At 73.1% G+C, this 18,352-nt stretch carries 16 protein-coding genes, 1 pseudogene and 1 riboswitch; of the genes and pseudogenes, 6 read left to right on the top strand and 11 right to left on the bottom strand.

Annotated elements, in window-relative coordinates:
• Positions 1-5: 5 nt before the first annotated feature.
• Positions 6-1,544, bottom strand: coding sequence for a class I adenylate-forming enzyme family protein (locus tag QIS99_RS22765; RefSeq protein ID WP_282515452.1), 1,539 nt, complete (start codon positions 1,542-1,544; stop codon positions 6-8).
• A gap of 131 nt (positions 1,545-1,675) precedes the next feature.
• On the opposite strand from QIS99_RS22765, the gene QIS99_RS22760 reads away from it, so the two are divergent.
• Both QIS99_RS22760 and QIS99_RS22755 read left to right on the top strand, forming a co-directional pair.
• Positions 1,676-2,284 (top strand): TetR/AcrR family transcriptional regulator, encoded by a 609-nt coding sequence (locus QIS99_RS22760; RefSeq protein WP_282515451.1) that lies wholly within the window; start codon positions 1,676-1,678, stop codon positions 2,282-2,284.
• A gap of 47 nt (positions 2,285-2,331) precedes the next feature.
• Positions 2,332-4,140 (top strand): acyl-CoA dehydrogenase family protein, encoded by a 1,809-nt coding sequence (locus QIS99_RS22755; RefSeq protein WP_282515450.1) that lies wholly within the window; start codon positions 2,332-2,334, stop codon positions 4,138-4,140.
• 105 nt (positions 4,141-4,245) lie between these two features.
• Here the strand turns inward: QIS99_RS22755 and QIS99_RS22750 are convergent, their stop codons facing one another.
• Positions 4,246-5,286, bottom strand: coding sequence for an Lrp/AsnC family transcriptional regulator (locus QIS99_RS22750; protein WP_282515449.1), 1,041 nt, complete (start codon positions 5,284-5,286; stop codon positions 4,246-4,248).
• Between the two features lie 90 nt (positions 5,287-5,376).
• Between QIS99_RS22750 and QIS99_RS22745 the strand changes: the two genes are divergently transcribed.
• A complete protein-coding gene (locus QIS99_RS22745) occupies positions 5,377-6,600 on the top strand; it encodes a M20 family metallopeptidase (RefSeq protein WP_282515448.1) in 1,224 nt (407 codons plus the stop codon).
• Positions 6,597-8,018 (top strand): DUF3100 domain-containing protein, encoded by a 1,422-nt coding sequence (locus QIS99_RS22740; RefSeq protein ID WP_282515447.1) that lies wholly within the window; start codon positions 6,597-6,599, stop codon positions 8,016-8,018. Before QIS99_RS22745 ends, QIS99_RS22740 begins: the two co-directional genes overlap by 4 nt.
• A gap of 169 nt (positions 8,019-8,187) precedes the next feature.
• Here the strand turns inward: QIS99_RS22740 and QIS99_RS22735 are convergent, their stop codons facing one another.
• The 6 genes from QIS99_RS22735 to QIS99_RS22710 form a co-directional block, all read right to left on the bottom strand.
• Positions 8,188-9,021 carry an energy-coupling factor ABC transporter ATP-binding protein gene (locus QIS99_RS22735; RefSeq protein ID WP_282515446.1) on the bottom strand — a complete coding sequence of 278 codons (834 nt, stop codon included), beginning with the start codon at positions 9,019-9,021 and terminating at the stop codon, positions 8,188-8,190.
• Positions 9,018-9,767, bottom strand: a complete 750-nt coding sequence (gene cbiQ, locus QIS99_RS22730; protein ID WP_282515445.1) for a cobalt ECF transporter T component CbiQ — start codon at positions 9,765-9,767, stop codon at positions 9,018-9,020. The genes QIS99_RS22735 and cbiQ overlap by 4 nt, the downstream gene beginning before the upstream one ends.
• A 6-nt stretch (positions 9,768-9,773) precedes the next feature.
• Positions 9,774-10,118 carry an energy-coupling factor ABC transporter substrate-binding protein gene (locus QIS99_RS22725; protein ID WP_282515444.1) on the bottom strand — a complete coding sequence of 115 codons (345 nt, stop codon included), beginning with the start codon at positions 10,116-10,118 and terminating at the stop codon, positions 9,774-9,776.
• Positions 10,118-10,828, bottom strand: coding sequence for an energy-coupling factor ABC transporter permease (locus tag QIS99_RS22720; RefSeq protein WP_282515443.1), 711 nt, complete (start codon positions 10,826-10,828; stop codon positions 10,118-10,120). Before QIS99_RS22720 ends, QIS99_RS22725 begins: the two co-directional genes overlap by 1 nt.
• 29 nt (positions 10,829-10,857) lie before the next feature.
• Positions 10,858-11,043, bottom strand: a riboswitch (cobalamin riboswitch).
• Between the two features lie 206 nt (positions 11,044-11,249).
• Positions 11,250-12,035, bottom strand: coding sequence for a response regulator (locus QIS99_RS22715; protein ID WP_282515442.1), 786 nt, complete (start codon positions 12,033-12,035; stop codon positions 11,250-11,252).
• A 2-nt stretch (positions 12,036-12,037) separates the two neighbouring features.
• The gene (locus QIS99_RS22710) at positions 12,038-12,994 is read right to left on the bottom strand and encodes a sensor histidine kinase (protein WP_282515441.1); all 957 of its coding nucleotides are present in this window, start codon (positions 12,992-12,994) and stop codon (positions 12,038-12,040) included.
• 149 nt (positions 12,995-13,143) lie between these two features.
• Here QIS99_RS22710 and QIS99_RS22705 point away from each other — a divergent pair.
• Together QIS99_RS22705 and QIS99_RS22700 are read left to right on the top strand one after the other, a co-directional pair.
• Positions 13,144-13,621, top strand: a pseudogene (locus QIS99_RS22705) (TrkA C-terminal domain-containing protein); the annotation flags it as partial.
• Between the two features lie 53 nt (positions 13,622-13,674).
• A complete protein-coding gene (locus QIS99_RS22700) occupies positions 13,675-15,234 on the top strand; it encodes a bifunctional phosphatase PAP2/diacylglycerol kinase family protein (protein WP_282515440.1) in 1,560 nt (519 codons plus the stop codon).
• A gap of 144 nt (positions 15,235-15,378) precedes the next feature.
• On the opposite strand, the gene QIS99_RS22695 is transcribed toward QIS99_RS22700, so the two are convergent.
• The 3 genes from QIS99_RS22695 to QIS99_RS22685 all read right to left on the bottom strand — a co-directional run bounded on the left by QIS99_RS22695 (position 15,379) and on the right by QIS99_RS22685 (position 18,279).
• On the bottom strand, positions 15,379-16,833 hold the full coding sequence (locus QIS99_RS22695; RefSeq protein ID WP_282515439.1) for a glyceraldehyde-3-phosphate dehydrogenase: 1,455 nt from the start codon (positions 16,831-16,833) through the stop codon (positions 15,379-15,381).
• Positions 16,834-17,000: 167 nt separating this feature from the next.
• Positions 17,001-17,621, bottom strand: coding sequence for an L-threonylcarbamoyladenylate synthase (locus QIS99_RS22690; RefSeq protein ID WP_282515438.1), 621 nt, complete (start codon positions 17,619-17,621; stop codon positions 17,001-17,003).
• 37 nt (positions 17,622-17,658) lie between these two features.
• Positions 17,659-18,279 (bottom strand): TetR/AcrR family transcriptional regulator, encoded by a 621-nt coding sequence (locus tag QIS99_RS22685; protein WP_282515437.1) that lies wholly within the window; start codon positions 18,277-18,279, stop codon positions 17,659-17,661.
• Positions 18,280-18,352 lie beyond the last annotated feature (73 nt).

Raw genomic sequence — 18,352 nt, 5'->3', positions numbered from 1 at the left:
CGCGGTCAGCCCGAGGAGTCCGACCCCACCGCCAGCTCGTCCCGCAGCACGTGCTTGGTGATCTTCCCCGAAGGCGTGCGCGGCAGTTCCGGGCGGAGGATCAGCTCACGCGGGAGCTTGTAGCGGGCGAGCCGGGGCTCCAGCCAGGTGCGCAGCTCCGCGAGGCCGAGCTCGGCGCCCGCGCGCGGCACGACCACGGCGACCACCGTCTCGCCCCACTGCGCGTGCGGCCGGCCGACGACGGCGACGTCGAGCACGTCGGGGTGGCCGCGCAGCGCGCCCTCCACCTCCTGGGACGCCACGTTCTCGCCGCCGGTGATGATCACGTCCTTCATCCGGTCGACGACGGTCACGAAGCCGTCCTCGTCGACCCGCCCCAGGTCACCGCTGCGGTACCAGTCCCCGGCGAACACCTCGGCCGTCGCCGCCGGATCGTCGAGGTAGCCGGTCATGCGGGTGTCCGCGCGCAGCCAGATCTCGCCGGTCTGCCCGGCCCCCGCATCGGCCCCGTCCGCCCGTACCACTCGCAGCGCGACCCCCGGGATGCCACCGCGGCCGATCGAGCCGGCCTTCTCGACCTGCTCGGCGGGGGAGAGGGACGAGCCGACCGGGCCCATCTCGCTCATCCCGTACACCTGGTGGAAGTCGTCCGAGCCGTAGGCCTTCATCAGGCGGCGCGCGGTGTCCGCGTCCAGGGGGCCCGCACCGTAGATCCACGCGCGTACGGAGGACACGTCGAAGTCGGCGAAGTCGGGGACCGACTGGACCGGGGCGATGAGGGCGATCGGGGCGCCGAACAGGGCGGTGATCCGCTCGCGCTGGATGGTCTCCAGCATCTCGCGTGGCTCGTACTCGCGCTGCAGCACCACCGTCGCGCCGAGCAGCAGGGTGCCGAGCGCCCAGTTGTTGAGCGGGGACGCGTGCCAGATCGGCATGCAGATCAGGAAGCGCTCGTCGCGGTGGAGCGGGATGCCCGCCGCGGTGTACGTGGCGGTCAGGGCGATGCCGCGGTGCGTGTGCACACAGCCCTTGGGGCGGCCCGAGGTGCCGGAGGTGTAGAGGATCTGCGCGACGGCGTCGTCGGGTCCCTGTTCCCCCTGCCAGGGTTCGGCGGCCGCGACGAGGGACTCGAACGCCTCGGCCGGGCGCTCGGCCGCGCCCGCGTCCGGGTGGCTGACCAGCCAGCGCACCGGCACGTCCGCGGCCGTCGCCCGCTCCGCGATCTCCGCGTCCACGACCGCCAACTCGGCCCCGCAGTGCCGCAGTTGGTGCTCCACCTCGGCGGTCTGCAGCTTGTGGTTGACCGGCACGAGCGTGGCCCCCGCGTACCAGGCGCCGAACGCGGCGAACAGGAAGGCCGGAGTGTTGTACGTCATCACCGCGAGCCGGTCGCCCGGTCGGAGGCCCGCCTCCCGCAGCACGGTCGCGGCGCGGCGGGCGGCGTCGGCGAACTCCCGGTAGGTCCAGCGCTGGGTGCGGTGGACGACGGCTTCTCGGTCGCCTGCCGAGCGGACGGCGTTGTCCAGCAGGGTGCTGAGGTGCATCACGTTCTCCTGACGGGCGGGAGCCGGTGCGAGCGGCTCTGGCGGAACGGCCGGCGGTGCGGGGGACGGCTCCGTGGACGGCTCGGTGGACGGCTCTGGCGGGAAGTTCTGAATGATGGTTCACTCCTTTCATGGCCTACCGCAAGACCCCTGCCGAGATCGCCCGCCTCGATGCCGCCCGCGAGCGGCTGGTCAGCTGTGCCACCGAGGTCGTCGCCGACGTGGGCTGGTCGCAGGCGTCCGTGTCCGCGGTCGCCGACGCGGCCGGGATCGCCGCCGGCTCCGTCTACCAGCACTTCCCGTCCAAGGCGGCCCTCGCCGTCGAGGTGTTCCGGCGTGCGGCGGGGCGTGAGCTGGAGGTGATCGGCGAGGTCCTGCACGCGCCGGGCGAGCCCGTCGAGCGGCTGAGCCGAGCCGTCGAGGTGTTCGCCCGCCGCGCCCTGGAGAACCGCGGCCTCGCGTACGCGCTGCTCGCCGCCCCGGCCGAACCCGCGGTCGGCGCCGAACGCCTGGAGTTCCGCCGTCGCTACCGCGCGCTGTGGGCCGAAGCAGTGCGCGAGGGCATGGCCACGGGCCGGTTGCCCGAGCAGAACGCCGAGATCAGCGCGGCCGCGCTCACCGGAGCCATCGGCGAGGTCCTCGTCGACCCGCTCGGCGCGCCCGAGGAGAGCGCCGTCGGGGACCTCATCGCCGTACTGACCACGACGGCGCTGCGCTGCGTGGGCGCCCCACGCGACTGACCCGCGCAGCGACCGCCGCCCCGCCCCGCCCCTACGGAGGAGCCCCCATGACCACAGCAGCCCCCAGCAGCGACCCGACCGCCGCCCCCAGCGCTGACCCCACCACCGCCCCCGACACCGGCAACCCCACCACCGCCCCCGACACCGGCAATCCCACCACCGTCCCCGACACCGGCAACCCCACCACCGCCCCCGACACCGGCAATCCCACCACCCCCCACAGCCACCCCACCGCCGCAACGCACCAAGTCACCAACCAGGCACCGCCGTTGAGCGGCCATGACGCCGCCGACGACCCGGTCCTCATCGAGGGTGTGCGCCGCGAGGGCGCAGCCTGGCACCTGGACGACCTTCACCGCTTCGGCCGCTACGCCGGCAGCGAGGAGGCCCGCACCTGGGCCGACCAGGCCAACCGCTTCGAGCCCGAACTGCGCACCCACGACCGCTACGGCCACCGCGTCGACGAGGTCGACTTCCACCCCGCGTACCACTCGCTCATGTCCGCCACCGTCGGCGCGGGCGCGGCCGGTTCGGCGTGGGCGGACCAGCGGCCCGGCGCGCATGTCGCGCGCGCGGCGACGTTCATGGTGGCCACCATGCTGGAGCAGGGCCACATGTGCCCGGTCTCCATGACGTACGCCGTCGTCCCCGCCCTGCGCCACGCCCCCGGCCTCGCCAAGACGTACGAGCCGCTGCTCACCAGCGCCGTCTACGACCCGGGCCTGCGCACCCCGGCCGGCAAGCGCGGGCTGCTCGCCGGGATGGGCATGACGGAGAAGCAGGGCGGCACCGACGTACGCGCCAACACCACCGCCGCCACCGAACAGGCCGACGGGACCTGGCGGTTGCGCGGCCACAAGTGGTTCACCAGCGCCCCCATGAACGACCTGTTCCTCGTCCTCGCACAGGCGCCCGGCGGCCTCTCCTGCTTCCTCGTGCCGCGCGTCCTGCCCGACGGCAGCCGCAACACGTTCCGCATCCAGCGGCTCAAGGACAAGCTCGGCAACCGCTCCAACGCGTCCAGCGAGCCGGAGTTCGACGACACGGTGGCCTGGCTCGTCGGCGCCGAGGGCAAGGGGGTGCGCACCATCATCGAGATGGTCACGATGACCCGACTCGACTGCGTGCTCGGCTCCGCGGGCCACATCCGCGAGGCCCTGGCCCAGGCGGCCCACCACACCCGGCACCGCTCGGTGTTCGGCGCCAAGCTCATCGACCAGCCGCTGATGCGGAACGTCCTCGCCGACCTCGGCCTGGAGTCGGAGGCCGCGACCACCCTCGGCCTGCGCCTCGCCGGGGCCGCCGACCGGGCGCAGCGGGGCGACGCCCAGGAGCGCGCGTTCCTCCGCCTGGCCACCGCCGTATCCAAGTACTGGGTGTGCAAGCGGCAGCCCGCGATCGTCGCCGAGACCCTGGAATGCCTCGGCGGCAACGGCTACGACGAGGCCTCCGGCATGCCGCGCCTCTACCGCGAGGCCCCCCTCAACGGCATCTGGGAGGGCTCCGGCAACGTCAACGCGCTCGACATGCTGCGCGCCCTGACCCGCGAACCGGAGTCCCTGGAGGCGTTCCGTACGGAGATCGAGTCCGCGCTCGGCGCCGACGCCCGGCTCGACGCCGCCTGGCGGGAGTTGCAGGACCAGCTGACCCGCACCGAGGACGCCCCGCTGCGGGCCCGCCGCGTCATCGAACGGGCGGCCCTCGTCCTGCAGGGCTCCCTCCTCGTACGGAACGCACCCGCCGCCGTCGCCGACGCGTTCTGCGCGTCCCGGCTTGCCGGCGACCAGGGGCTGGCCTTCGGGACGCTGTCGCCGGGGACGGACTTCGGGGGGATCCTGGGGCGGCTGCCCGCGTGAGCCACCGGTCTCGCGGGGCGGCCCGCGTGAGGCACGGGTCTGAGGGTCCGGCCCCCGCGGCTGCCCGCGTGAGGCACCGGTCTGAGGGTCCGGCCCCGCGGGCCCTCAGATCTCCGGCCGCCGCTGCAGATCCAACGGCACCGTCCCCGTGGAGAACCCGCGCCGGTCCAGGCGGCGGCCCGCCAGTTTGTACGGGCGGATCACCACGCTGCGATCCACGACGTCGATGTGCGGCAGCTTCCGCATGATCGACGTCTCAAGCCGCTGCCCGTCGCTGATCGTCCGCAGCCACACCGCGATCAGCAGGTTGAACGGGCCCGCCGCCGACAGGATCGCCCGCACCTCACCGACCGTCGACAACGTGGCCGCCGCCTCGTCCAGGCGGTCCGACGGCACCCGCGCGAACAGCCACTCCGACACCGACCAGCCGGTGAGCGCCCGGGCCAGCTCGCAGCGGAGCCGTACGTTCCCGCTGCCGATGAGGTGGTTGAGGCGGCGCCGGGTCGTGCTCTCGCTGGTGCCGCCCACCCGCGCAAGCTCGCTCAGCGGGGCCCGGCCGTCCACCGAGAGCGCCGCCGCCAGCTCCCGGTCGGCCGCCGTCGGCAGATAGGCGCCGCCGTCCTTCGGCGGCTTCGGAAGCCCGGACAGCAGCGCCCGCTCCTGCCCCCGGCTCAGCGCCCGCAGCCGCCAACGGCTCGCGTCCGTGTACGTACGCACCAGGATGTGGCTCTGCACGCGCAGCACGTACGGCACCCGGGCCAGGCGCTCCAGGAGGTACCAGGACAGCTGGTCCGAGTCGTCGCACACCACCGTCACCAGCAGGTCGCGCGCGCCCGCCGACACGTCGATCGTCATCGCCTGCGGATCCCCGGCCAGCGCCTCGGCCACCTCCAGGCTCCGCCCCGGCTCGTTGACGATCTCCACCAGGGCCATCGCCGGATCCGGCACGAACAGCGGCTGGCACGACACCCAAGCCGCGCCGTGCCCTTGCAACCGCGCCCAGCGGCGCGCCGCCGTCGACGCGTCCACGTCCAGGGCGCGGCCCACCGCAGCCCAGGACGCGCGCGGACTGATCTGCAGCGCGTTCACGATCTCCAGGTCCAGCTCGGAGAGCTTGAAGGAATCCAGTGATTCTCTCGGTTCCATGACGGAATCATGCATGTTCACGGGTGGTTCTGGCACGCGTCCCACCCTGGTCGGCACCAACCGTACGAGCCACGACCCGAGGGGCCCGACATGACGACCCTGGCCGACCAGGAGACCACCGCGGACATCGGCGAAGCCGTCGTCGCCGAGATCGCCGGACTCCGCGACCGACTCGTCCGGCTCAGCCACGACATCCACGGCTACGCCGAGCTCTCCTTCGAGGAGCACCGGGCCGCCGCCGCCCTTGCCGACGCCCTCGTCGGCGCCGGTTTCGATGTCGAACGCGGCGTCGCCGACCTGCCCACCGCCTTCAAGGCGTCGTACGGGACGGGCGACCTGGTCGTAGGCATCTGCGCCGAGTACGACGCGCTGCCCGACGTCGGCCACGCCTGCGGCCACAACATCATCGCCACCACCGCCCTCGGCGCCGCCCTCGGCCTCGCCACCGTCGCCGACCGGCTCGGCATCACCGTGAAGGTCCTCGGCACGCCCGCCGAGGAGCACGGCGGCGGCAAGGTCCTGATGATCGACGCGGGCCTCTTCGACGACCTGACCGTCGCGATGATGGTCCACCCCGGCAACGCCGACACCCACCCCGCCGACACCGCCACGCAGGGCGTCAGCCGCTGGGCCGCCACCTTCACCGGCAAGGCCTCGCACGCCGCCGCCGCGCCCCAGCTCGGCGTCAACGCCGCCGACGCCGCCGTCGTCACGCAGGTCGCCCTCGGCCTGCTCCGGCAGCAGCTGCCCGCCACGGCCCGCGTCGCCGCGTTCGTACGGGAGGGCGGCCGGGCCACCAACATCATTCCCGAGCGCACCGTCGTCGACTTCGAGGTCCGCGAGTTCGACCTGGACGCCCAGCGCGGACTGCACGCCCGCGTCCTCGCCTGCTTCGAGGCGGGCGCCCTCGCCACCGGCTGCACCCTCGAACTCGAAGAGACCGAGCCCGAGTACGCGCCCCTGCGGCAGGACGCCCGCCTCGCCGACCGGTACGCCGCCGCCCTCGGCCGCGTAGGCCGCCCCATCGCTGACCGCTCTCCGCTCAGCGGCGGCTCCACCGACATGGGCAACGTCTCCCAGCTGCTGCCCAGCATCCACCCCATGATCGCCGTACGCGGCAGCGAGAACCCGCCGCACACCCACGGCTTCGCCCGGGACGCGGTGAGCGCGGAGGCCGACGCCACTGTCGTCGACGGCGCCACCGCGATGGCCCTCACAGCGGTCTCCGTCGCCCAGGACGAGGCACTGCGCCGCGAACTCCTCGCCGAGCAGCGCGACCGCACCGCCCCCACCACGGACCGGAGCCGGCGATGAGCACGAACCCGCCGAACACCTCGAAGACCACGAACACGCCGAACACCACGAAGACCACGAACACCTCGAACACCTCGACCCACACACCCCGCAGCACGACCGTGACGACGCACCGCCTCGCCTCGTACGCCCCGCTCGTCCTCACCGCCCTCGTCCTCACCGCCGTCGCCGAGCTGATCGGCCCGCACACCTTCGACCTCGGCGTCGGCGAGGTCACCCTGCACCCGCTGGTCTGGGGCATCCTCATCGGCGGGGTCGTCAGCGTGCAGAAGGTCAAGGCGCTGCCGGTCCGGGTGCAGCAGCTCGCCACGCAGACCGTCCAGGTCGGCATCCTGCTGCTCAGCGTCCGGCTCAGCTTCCTCGTCGGCGAGAACCTGCCCGTGCTCGCCGACGCCGGACCCGCCCTGCTGCTGCAGGAGTTGGGCCACCTCTTCGGCACGGTGGTGTTCTCGCTGCCGCTCGCGGTCCTCCTCCGCATGGGCCGCCCCGCAGTCGGCGCCTGCTTCTCCATCGACCGCGAGGGTTCCTTCGCCATCGTCTCCGAGCGGTACGGCGCGGACTCCGACGAGTACCGCGGCGTGCTGTCGATGTACGTCTTCGGCACCATCGTCGGCGGCCTCTACGTCACCCTGCTCGCCTCGTTCCTCGCGGGCACGGGCGTCTTCGACCCGCTGGCCCTCGCGATGGGTACGGGCGTCGGCTCCGGCTCGGTGATGGCGGCCTCGTCGGCGGCGATCGCGGCCCAGCACCCCGAACTGGCCGACCAGATCCTGGCGTTGGCGGCGGTCAGCAACCTGATCACGAGCCTGCTCGGGCTGTACGTCGGGATGTACGTGGCGCTGCCGATGGCGGAACGGTTCTACCGGTTCCTCGCCCGCAGGCGGAGGCAGCCGGAGGCGACGGCTCCCGCGGCCCCCGAGGCCGCGCCCCCCGAGGCCGCGCCCCCCGAGGCCGCGACCCCGGTGGCCGCGACCCCCGAGGAGGGCACCCCCAGGGCCTCGCTCCGCTTCGCGCTCCCTCTGGTCGTCGTCCTCATGCTGCTGTCGACCGTCCTCTTCAACCAGGGCTTCGACTGGCGTATCCTCGCCGGCTACGTCCTGATGACGGCCGTGGTGCTCGCGGCGCTCGCGCTGCGCAAGTACACGAAGCTGTCACCGATCATCGGCGTCACGACGCTCGGCATCCTGCTCAGCTCGCCCTGGTCCCCGGTCGGCGACCAGGTCTCGGCCCTCCTGAAGCCGGTCGAGTTCCTGGCCCTGACGACCCCGGTCCTGGTCCTCGCGGGCCTGGGCCTCGGCAAGGACTTCGGCACCCTGCGCCGCGTCGGCTGGCGCATCGTCCTCGTCGGCCTGGTGTCGTTCGCGGCGTCGTTCGTGGTGTCGGCGCTGATCGCGGAGGTCACGTTGGGGGTGGGGTGAGGTTTCCCCACCCCACCCCACCCCACCCCTTCCCGAGCCTGCGGCGGCTTCGGGGGCGCTGTCCCCGGGCCCCCAGGCCCCCGCCTTGAGCACAGTCGTTCGGCTGCCGCGCCGCTGTGGCTGGTCGCGCAGTTCCCCGCGCCCCTGCCGGGGCACGGAGGGGGAAAGCTCAAGCCCCCCGGCCCGCCACAAGCTCCGCCAACTCCTCCGCTGTACGCGGAAGTTCACCGTCCCCGACCGCCGATCCGCGCAACAGCCCCGCCACCGCCACCCCCCAGGGCAACCGCAGCCCCGCCTCCGCAAGGAGGGGACGGTCGGCCAGCATCACCGGGGTCGGCCCGCACCGCACCCCCGACGGAGTCAGCAGTGCCGCGTCGTCCGCCCAGCGCAGGGCGAGGTCCACGTCGTGGGTGGCCATCACGACCGTCGTACCCGAAGCCCGCAGCCGTGCCAGGGTGCCCAGGAGGCGTTCCTGCCCGTCGGGGTCGAGCCCGGCCGTGGGCTCGTCGAGGATCAGTACGCGCGGACGCATCGCGACGGCCCCGGCGATCGCCGCCCGCTTGCGCTGCCCGTACGACAGCAGATGCGTGGGCCGGTCGGCGAGCCGGTCGATGTCGAGGGCGGCAAGGGCCTCGGAGACCCGCGCCCGCACCTCCGGCTCCGCAAGCCCCAGGTTCAGCGGACCGAACGACACGTCCTGCGCGACGGACGCCGCGAACAGCTGGTCGTCCGGGTCCTGCACGACCAGCTGGACGGCGGTGCGCAGCCGCAGCAGCCCCTTGCGGTCGTACGAGACGGGGGCCCCGTCGACGCTCAACTGCCCGGCGTCCGGCCGCAGTCCACCGCTCAGCAGCCGCATCAGCGTCGTCTTGCCGCTGCCGTTGCGGCCGAGCAGGGACAGGGCGCGGCCCTCCGGCACGTCGAAGTCGAGCCCTCGAAGCACGGTCGGGCCGTCCTCGTAGGCGTAGCGGGCGCCCCGCAGGGAGACCAGGGGCACGCTCATGGCAGAAGCCTTTCCAGTACGAGAGTGAGGGCCGTGAGGGCGAGCAGCAGCGCGAGCGACAGGGCGACGAAGCGGCGCGAGACGCGGACGTCGGGCACCAGGACGTGCAGCGTGCCGTCGTAGCCGCGCCCCGCGAGCCCGGCCTGCAGGCGGCTCGCCCGGTCGAAGGCGCGCACGAACGCCGTCGCGCCCAGGCCCGCGAGGGACCGCCAGGTCGCCGCGCGCGTGGTGTGGCCGAGCCGCGCGGCCTGCGCCTGGCGGACGCGGCTCATGGAGTCGAGGAGGAGGAAGCTCATCCGGTACGTCACCAGGGCCACGTCCACCACCGGCGCCGGCACCCCGGCCCTGACCAGGCGGGGCAGCAGGTCCGACAGGGGTGTGGTGAACGCGAGCAGCAGCACCCCCAGCGAGGCCGCCGAGGTGCGCAGGAGCAGTTCGCCGGCCCGGGCCGCACCGCCGTCGGCCCAGCCCACGTACCCCTCGGGGCCGCCGACTTGGACGAGCAGCGTCAGCGCGCCGGTGACGCAGAAGCCGAGCGGAATCCGGTACGCGCGCCAGAGCTTGCGTGGCGGCACCCCGGCCGGGCCGAGCAGCAGCGCGAGCGCGGCGGCGAGGACCAGCGCGGCGCCCGGCCACGGCGGCAGGGAGATCGCGAGTGCCGTGAGGCCGAGGCCGAGGACGGCCTTGTCCACGGGGTGGCGGCGGCGCCAGCGACTGCTGTGCGCCGCCGCGTCGATGGGCAGCACGAGCGACTACTCCTCGTCCCGCCCGGCCGGGGTGACCTCCGCCGCCCTGGCCCGCGTCTCCCCCTGCCGCCGTCCTCTGCGCAGCCCGAAGTAGTACGCGAGGACGCCCGCGCCGATCGCCGCCTGCACCGCGAACAGCGCCGACTCGACCTCGCCGGACGGCGGTTCGTACAGCGGCGAGAACCAGGGCTCGTACTCCGGGTCGAGCTCCGCGATCGCGGTCTCGGCCTGCGCGTCGGCGCCCGTGAACGGTTCCTTCTTGTGGTCGCCGAGCCCGAGGGCGAGCGGCAGCACCGCGAGCGCGGCGACCAGGAGGATCAGAAGCGCGTTGATCTTTGCGTTGCGGCTCATCAGGCCTTCGCCTCCGTCTCGGACCGCGGCGCGGACGCCTGCCGCCCGCGCTGCAACAGCACGCCCAGGCGGGTCAGTTCACCCTTGCTCGACTGCACCAGGAGCCGCATCACCAGGACGGTGAGCAGGCCTTCGCTGACCGCGAGCGGGATCTGCGTGACGGCGAAGATGGAGCCGAACTTGGCCAGCGCGCCGGGGAACCCGCTGCCCGGGTCCGGGAACGCCAGGGCGAGCTGGACGCTGGTGACGCAGTACGTCGACAGGTCGGCGACGAACGCGCCGAAGAACACGGCGACCATCAGCGGCACGTCGTAGCGCTTCAACAACCGGTACACGGCGTACCCGGCCCAGGGGCCGACGATCGCCATGGAGAAGACGTTGGCGCCGAGCGTCGTGAGGCCGCCGTGGGCGAGCAGCAGCGCCTGGAACAGCAGCGTGATCGTGCCGAGGACGGCCATGATCGGCGGCCGGAACAGGATCGCGCCGAGTCCCGTGCCGGTCGGGTGCGAGCAACTGCCCGTCACGGAAGGGATTTTCAGGGCGGACAGGACGAATGTGAAGGCCCCGGAGGCACCGAGGAGCAGGGTGCTCTCGGGGTGCTCCCTGACCTCACGGGTGAGGGAGCGCACTCCCTGGACGACGAACGGGGTGGCCGCGACGCCCCAGGCGATCGCGTGTGCCGGTGGCAGAAAACCTTCGGCTATGTGCATGGCTCAGCAGACCCTCTCCAGCACCTCGTGGATGGCAACGTGCCCTGGCCGGTCTCCTGGCTGACGGGTCGTACCGCCCGGACTCCGCCTTCCCGGGCGCTGACGCGCCCAGTGGCTGCCCGCGGGGGGCTGGAGCCGGACTTCCCGATCACAGTGGCGAGGGCCGCACCGGCATCACACCGGATTTCCCGTACACCAAGGCCAGGCGACCTTATTGCGTCGCCGGGAGGTTGACAACCAGGGGTCCGGGGCGGTGGTGGTGATGGCCGCGGGTCTTCGGGCCGCAGTCCGGCTCGACTCACGGCCGTCCGGCCCGGGATCGCCCCAAGTTCCGTGTGCAGCGGGACTGTTGCTTCCGTGATGTCCGGTACGCGCGGGGAGTGGATGTCGTACACGCCGGGTCCGGACCAGGGCGGGGGCCTCAGGGTTCGATGAGGCCCGAGCGGATGGCGTACCGGGTGAGTTCCAGGCGGTCGCGCATGCCGAGCTTCTGCAGCAGGTTGGCGCGGTGGCGCTCGACCGTCTTGGGGCTGATGACCAGCATGTCCGCAATCTGCTGCGAGGTGTGGCCCTCGGCGACCAGCTTGAGGATCTCCTCCTCGCGGTCCGTGATCGTCTTCGTCGGCAGGTCCGCGCCGTCCTTGGCCCGGTCGAGGAAGTCGCGGATCAGGGCGTTCACCGCGCCCGGGTAGATGAACGGCTCGTCCCGCATCGCCGCCCGGCAGGCCTCGACGAGGTCGCGGTCGGCGACCGACTTCAGGACGTAGCCGCACGCCCCGGCCCGCAGCGCCTCGAAGAAGTACTGCTCGTTGTCGTACATCGTCAGGATCAGGATGCGGGTCTCCGGGACCAGGCGGGACAGCTCGCGGGCCGCCTGCAGTCCGGTGAGCCGGGGCATCGCGATGTCGAGGATCGCCAGGTCGGGGCGGTCCGCGCGGGCCCGCTCGATCGCCTCGGCGCCGTCCCCGGCCTCCGCGACCACCGTCAGATCCGGCTCGCTGTCCAGGATGAGCCGCACCCCCCGCCGTACGAGTGCGTGGTCGTCGGCGAGCAGGATGCGGGTGGGCGGCGTACGGGGCGACGGCTCGGGCGAAGTGCCGGGCGCGGGCGCGGAGTCGGGCCCGGCGGGGGCGGGCTCGGGTGTGGGGGAGTGCACGGGCTCGGCGGGGGCGGGCTCGGGTGTGGGGGAGTGCACGGGCTCGGGCATGGTCACTCGCCCCTCTCGCGCAGCGGCGCCGTGAGCCGGATCTCCGTACCGCCGCCGTCCGGCCCCGGCCCCACCGACAGCTCGGCGCCGATCAGCAGGGCGCGCTCCCGCATGCCGCGGATCCCGGCGCCCTCGGCCGCGCCGCCGGTGCCGTGGCCGTCGTCCCGGATCAGCAGGACCAGGGCCCCGCCCTCCCGGCGCAGGCTGAGGTGGGCGCGGCGGGCTCCGGAGTGGCGCACGATGTTGGTCAGGCTCTCCTGCGCGACCCGGTAGAGCACCAGCTCCTCGTCCGGGCCGAGCGGCGGCAGGTCGGCGTCCAGATGGTGGCGCACGGTCAGCCGGTCCGGGGTGGTGCTCTCGCCGGACAGCGCCCGCAGCGCGCTCGTCAGGCCCAGCTCCTCCAGGACTCCGGGGCGCAGCCGGCGGGCGATGCGGCGGATCTCGTCGAGGCTGCTGCGGGTGGTCTCCTGCACCTGGTGCAGCTCCTCGCGCAGCGCGTCCGGGGCGTGGTCGGCGGCGGTCTTCAGGCCGAGCAGGACCGCGGTGAGCGACTGGCCGACCTCGTCGTGCAGCTCCTGGGCGATCCGGCGGCGCTCCGCCTCCTGCGCGGACAGGGCGAGCCCGCTGCTCGCGGCCCGCTCCGTCTCCAGGCGGTCCAGCATCGTGTTGAACGTCCTGATCAGGCCCGCTATCTCGCCGTGCCCGGCGACCACCGGACGGCTGCCGGGGCGCAGCAGGTCCGTCGTGGACATCGCCCGGGTCAGCCGCTGCAGCGGCGCGAGGCCGAACCGCAGCAGCGCGGCGTTGGCGATCAGCATCACGACGAGCCCCGCGCACAGGATCAGCGCCTCGGTGAGCAGCACCGGGGTCGACACCGTGACCGGCCCGAGCAGCAGCAGCGAGGCGGCCGCGAACAGCACAAAGGCGTTGAGCAGAAAGATCCGCCAGAACAGGGACACAGCTGCGCGGGCTCCTCGCGGTCGACGGTGTGGCAGTGCACCAGCAAGCCTCCGTGCCCCGGAGTGGATCTGTCCATCGGGGCCACCACCCATCTCCCGCGCCCGCGCCCGTACGGGTGCGTCCGCCCGCGCCCGTACGGGAGGTGAGGGCCGGGCTGCGCGGGGCCGTGCCGATCGTGCTCGCGACGTTCCCCGTCGTGGCCGGGGTCGAGGGCGCCCGGCACCTGCTGAACATCGTGTTCGTCCTGGTCGCCTTCTTCACCCTGGTCCAGGGCCCGACCCTGCCCGCCGTCGCCCGCGGCCTGCGCCTGACCCGCCCGGACGCGCTGCACGACGTACGGGTGGAGACGGCGCCCCTCGACGTCCTGCACGCCGACCTGCTCACCGCGACCGCCCCGCCCGGATCGCGGATCGCGGCTCGCGGGCGTCGCGGTGTTCGAGCTGCGGCTGCCGTACCCGACGGCCGTCACCCTGATCGTCCGCGACGGCACCGCGCTCGTCCCCGGCCCGCAGACGGTGCTGCGTAACGGCGACGAGCTGCTGCTCATCACCACCCCGGAGGCCGCGGAGTCCACCGAGCGCCGGCTGCGCGCGGTCGGCCGCCGCGGCCGCCCCGCGGGTACGCCCGTGCCCGCCCGCCCCGCGGGGAAGAACGTCGACGCGGCGGGTATCAAGGAGGCATGGCCCCTTCCGCGTACCGATCCGTCCGCTCGGTCCGTCGTCTGCTGCGGCGCGCCGACCACGCCGTGTTCCGGGAGGTCGCCGTGCGGTCCTGGCCTGCGGCCGAGCCGGTGCTTCCGCGGCTGAGCCGCGCCGCCAACCACGGGCTGCTGTGGGGCGGCGCCGCCGTCGGCATGTGGGCGCTCGGCGGGGCGCGCGGGCGGCGGGCGGCCGTGCGCGGCATCGCTTCGCTCGCCCTCGCCTCGGCGACCGTGAACACCCTCGGCAAGGGCGCGGTGCGCCGCTCCCGCCCCGTCCTCGACGCCGTACCGGTCATCCGGCACCTGCCGCACCAGCCGCTGACCAGCAGCTTCCCCTCCGGCCACGCCGCGTCCGCGGCCGCCTTCGCCGCCGGTGCGGCCCTGGAGTCGCGCGCTCTGGGCGCGGCGCTCGCGCCCGTGGCGTTCTCCGTCGCGTTCTCGCGCATCTACACCGGCGTGCACTACCCGAGCGACGTCCTCGTCGGCGCCACCCTCGGCGTGACCGCCGCGCTCGCCGTCCGCGGCCTCGTCCCCTCCCGCGACCAGCTCCCGCCGCCCGCCCGCCGCCAGGTGGACGCCCCCGCGCTGCCGGACGGCGACGGCCTGTACGTGGTGGTCAACCCGTCGTCCGGAGCGCAGCCCCAACTCGTCGACCCCGTAAGACAGTTGCAGTCGCTGCTGCCGCAGGCCGAGATCGTCCTGTACGGCGACGACGCGGGGCCGCTGCCCGAGGTCCTGGAGGCGGCGGCGCAGGACGCGGCCCGCAAGGGCGGGGTGCTCGGGGTGTGCGGCGGCGACGGCACGGTCAACGCGGCCGTCGAGCCGGCGCTGCGGTCCGGGGTCCCGCTCCTCGTGCTGCCCGGCGGCACGTTCAACCACTTCGCGTCCGACCTGGGCGTCGACACGGTCCCGGACGCCTGCGCCGCCGTCGCGGAGGGGCACGCCGTACGGGTCGACGTGGGCCGCATCACCCCGCTCACCGACCCCGCGGCGGCCGCGGACGCCAGGGCCGAACCGGCGTACTTCCTCAACACGTTCAGCCTCGGCACGTACCCGGAGCTGGTCCGCCACCGCGAGCGCTGGTCGCCCCGGATCGGCGGCCCGGCGGCGACGCTCCTCGGCATCGCGCGCATCCTGCGCACCGCGCGCCCGCTGCGCGCCGTGGTGAACGGCCGCCGCCGCGCCATGTGGCTGCTGTTCGCGGGCAACGGCGTCTACCGCAGCCTCGGCATCACCCCGATGCGCCGCCACGACCTCGCCGACGGGCTCCTCGACATCCGCATCGCCCACGGCGGCCGCCTCGCCCGCACCCGCCTGCTCGCCACGGCCCTGGTCGGCGGGGTGGCCAGAACCCGTACGTACGCGTCCGCGCACGTACCCCGCCTGCTGGTGTCCGGCCTGGCCGAGGGCACGCGGATGGCGTACGACGGCGAGGTCGTCCCCGCCCCGAGGGCCTTCCGCGTGGACAAGCTGCCCGAGGCCCTGACCGTCTACCGCCCCCTCGGCGAACCACCGCACCTCGACCACCCCGGCCGCTGAAACACCACCCCTGAAACACCCACCCCTGAAACACTCCACCCCTGAAACGCCCCGGCCGCACCCCCGAAACGCACACCGCCCGGCCCCCGCCCCCGAAGGGACGGTGGACCGGGCGGTGTGGAACCGGTAGCCCGAAGCCGCGGGTCAGGCCACGGGGGCCGGGTACGTCGGGTACTCGACGCCCGAGACGTGCTGGACGACCCGGATGACCTGGCAGGAGTAGCCGAACTCGTTGTCGTACCAGAGGTAGAGGATCGCGTTGTCGCCGTCGACCTTGGTGGCGCCGGCGTCGACGATCGAGGCGTGGCGCGAGCCGATGAAGTCGTTGGAGACCGCCTCGGGCGAGTCCGTGAAGTCGATCTGGCGCTTCAGCGGGGAGTTCAGCGACACGTCGCGCAGGTACTCCAGGACCTCCTCGCGGTCGGCCTCGCGGCCCAGGCGCAGGTTGAGGATCGCGATGGACACGTCCGGCACGGGCACGCGGATCGAGGACCCGGTGATCGGCGCCTTCAGGTCCGGCAGGGCCTTCGCGACGGCCGAGGCGGCGCCGGTCTCCGTGATGACCATGTTGAGCGGCGCGGAGCGGCCACGGCGGTCGGCCTTGTGGTAATTGTCAAGCAGGTTCTGGTCGTTGGTGAACGAGTGCACCGTCTCGACATGACCGCGCAGGACGCCGTACTGGTCGTCCATCGCCTTCAGGGGCGGCACGATCGCGTTGGTCGTGCAGGATGCGCAGGAAATGATCTGCTCGTCCGGCTTGATCATGTCGTGGTTGACGCCGTGCACGATGTTCGGAACATCGCCCTTGCCGGGGGCGGTCAGGACGACCTTGTCGACGCCCGGGCGCAGGTGCTGCGAAAGGCCCTCGCGGTCCCGCCACTTGCCGGTGTTGTCGATGAGGATGGCGTCCTTGATGCCGTACGCCGTGTAGTCGAGCTCGGACGGGTCGTTGGCGTAGATCACCTTGATCTCGTTGCCGTTGGCGACGATCGTGCTGTTCGCCTCGTCGACGGTGATCGTGCCCTGGAACTGGCCGTGGATCGAGTCGCGGCGCAGCAGCGAGGCGCGCTTCACCAGATCCTCGGCGGCTCGCCCACCGCCGCCGCGCACCACGATCGCGCGCAGCCGCAGACCGTTGCCGGAGCCGGCCTTCTCGATGAGGAGGCGGGCGACGAGGCGGCCGATGCGGCCGAAGCCGTACAGGACGACGTCCCGGCCCTCGCGGCGCTCGATCTTGTTGGCGCCGGTGGCCCCGGCGACGGCCTCGGCGGTGAACTCCTCGACCGACAGGCCGCGGTCGTCGGCCCGGTGCGCCTCGGCGAGCAGGCCGATGTCGACCTGCGAGGGGCCGAGGTCGAGCGTGGTGAGCGCCTGCAGGAACGGCAGCGTCTCGGTGACCGAGAGCTCCTCACCGGCGATCTGGCGGGCGAAGCGGTGCGTCTTCAGGATGCTGACCACCGACTTGTTCACCAGGGAGCGGCTGTGCAGCAGGACGGTGACGTCCCGCTCGCGGTGCAGCTTCCCGATGATCGGGATCATCGACTCCGCGATCTCCTCGCGGTGCTTCCAGTTAGTGAACGAGTCCTCGTTGACAGTCACGTTGTTATCTTTCGAGCTAGGCGGTGCTCATATGCTAACCCTCCCGCATCCGGGCCCCGCGTGGGGCCTTTGTGTCCGGATTCACAGGGGTTTGCCCGTACGGGAGGGTGTGCGCGGGGCCTACGCAGGGCCTACGCAGGGCCTACTCGAAGGGGGCCTCGCGGGGGCTACTCGAAGAGAGTCGTCGGACCCGCGCCCCTGCGGACGATCTCGGCCTCGCCGCCGGAGAAGTCGATCACCGTCGTCGGCTCGGTCCCGCAGTCGCCGGAGTCCACCACCGCGTCCACGACGTGGTCCAGGCGCTCCTTGATCTCCCAGCCCTGCGTCATCGGCTCGTCCTCGTCGGGCAGCAACAGCGTGCTGGACAGCAGGGGTTCGCCGAGCTCGGCGAGGAGGGCCTGGGTGACCACGTGGTCGGGGATGCGTACGCCCACCGTCTTCTTCTTCGGGTGCATCAACTGGCGCGGCACCTCCTTCGTGGCGGGCAGGATGAAGGTGTAACTGCCGGGCGTGGCCGCCTTGATCGCACGGAACACGTCGTTGTCGAAGTAGACGAACTGGCCGAGCTGTGCGAAGTTCTCGCAGACCAGGGTGAAGTGGTGGCGCTCGTCGAGGTTGCGGATCGACCGGATCCGGCTGATGCCGTCTCGGTTGCCGAGCTGGCAGCCGAGGGCGTAGCAGGAGTCCGTCGGATACGCGACGAGGGAGCCGGAGCGGATGCCGTCGGCCACGTTGGTGATGATGCGCCGCTGCGGATTGTCGGGGTGCACGTCGAAGTACTTCGCCATTGGCCGAGCGTATGGGATCCGGCCCGCCCGGGGGCCCTCACTCGCTGATCGCGCCGAGCAGCGCACGGGCGCACAGCTCCCTGACCTCGTCCCGGCCCAGGTCCGGCTCGTCCAGCCAGTCCAGGCAGACCGTCACCAGGAACGCCAGCCAGCCGCGCACCGCGAGCCGCAGCGCCGGGCCGTCCGGCGCACCGTTTGGGCGGGACCCGGCGAGGGCACCCAGGATCTGCTGCTCCTGCGCGGCGAGGCTCGCCCGGTACACCTCCCGCACCGTCGGGTCGCCCGCCGCCTCGGCGCGGTGGAAGGCGCGGAAGCCCTCGGCGTGCTGCTCGACGTAGGACAGGAACAGGTCGATGCCCGCGTCGATCTGCTCGCGCAGCGGGCGGCCCGGCACGGCCGCGGTCAGCCGCAGCATGCGCTCGCTCTCCTGCCGTACGACGGCCGCGAAGAACTCCCTCTTCGTCGGGAAGTAGTGGTAGAGCAGGCCGCGCGAGACGCCGGCGATCTCGGCGACCCGCTCGATCCACACGTCGTCGTACGGGCTCCGCGCGAACAGGCGCGAGCCGACCGAGAGCAGTTGCTCGCGGCGTTCCTCGGTGCTCAGCCGGCGGCGCGGGCGTGCGGTGCTCCCGGTGCGTGAGCTGCGGTTCGCTGCCATGGGCAAGGACCGTACTCGACGCGTTCCCGGGCCGAAGGGCGATCTCGTCCGCCGTACCTCCTTGACGGAGATT

The organism is Streptomyces solicavernae, from assembly GCF_029968095.1.
Classification (GTDB): domain Bacteria; phylum Actinomycetota; class Actinomycetes; order Streptomycetales; family Streptomycetaceae; genus Streptomyces; species Streptomyces solicavernae.
This window is presented reverse-complemented; position numbering and strand designations above follow the sequence as displayed.

Coding starts and splice junctions, on each gene's coding strand:
- QIS99_RS22725 (WP_282515444.1), bottom strand. CDS start 10,118: ATGAGCCGCAACGCAAAGATCAACGCGCTTCTGATCCTCCTGGTCGCC.
- QIS99_RS22755 (WP_282515450.1), top strand. CDS start 2,332: ATGACCACAGCAGCCCCCAGCAGCGACCCGACCGCCGCCCCCAGCGCT.
- QIS99_RS22765 (WP_282515452.1), bottom strand. CDS start 1,544: ATGCACCTCAGCACCCTGCTGGACAACGCCGTCCGCTCGGCAGGCGAC.
- QIS99_RS22715 (WP_282515442.1), bottom strand. CDS start 12,035: ATGCCCGAGCCCGTGCACTCCCCCACACCCGAGCCCGCCCCCGCCGAG.
- QIS99_RS22760 (WP_282515451.1), top strand. CDS start 1,676: ATGGCCTACCGCAAGACCCCTGCCGAGATCGCCCGCCTCGATGCCGCC.
- QIS99_RS22740 (WP_282515447.1), top strand. CDS start 6,597: ATGAGCACGAACCCGCCGAACACCTCGAAGACCACGAACACGCCGAAC.
- QIS99_RS22745 (WP_282515448.1), top strand. CDS start 5,377: ATGACGACCCTGGCCGACCAGGAGACCACCGCGGACATCGGCGAAGCC.
- QIS99_RS22735 (WP_282515446.1), bottom strand. CDS start 9,021: ATGAGCGTGCCCCTGGTCTCCCTGCGGGGCGCCCGCTACGCCTACGAG.
- QIS99_RS22750 (WP_282515449.1), bottom strand. CDS start 5,286: ATGGAACCGAGAGAATCACTGGATTCCTTCAAGCTCTCCGAGCTGGAC.
- QIS99_RS22720 (WP_282515443.1), bottom strand. CDS start 10,828: ATGCACATAGCCGAAGGTTTTCTGCCACCGGCACACGCGATCGCCTGG.
- QIS99_RS22690 (WP_282515438.1), bottom strand. CDS start 17,621: ATGGCGAAGTACTTCGACGTGCACCCCGACAATCCGCAGCGGCGCATC.
- QIS99_RS22700 (WP_282515440.1), top strand. CDS start 13,675: ATGGCCCCTTCCGCGTACCGATCCGTCCGCTCGGTCCGTCGTCTGCTG.
- QIS99_RS22685 (WP_282515437.1), bottom strand. CDS start 18,279: ATGGCAGCGAACCGCAGCTCACGCACCGGGAGCACCGCACGCCCGCGC.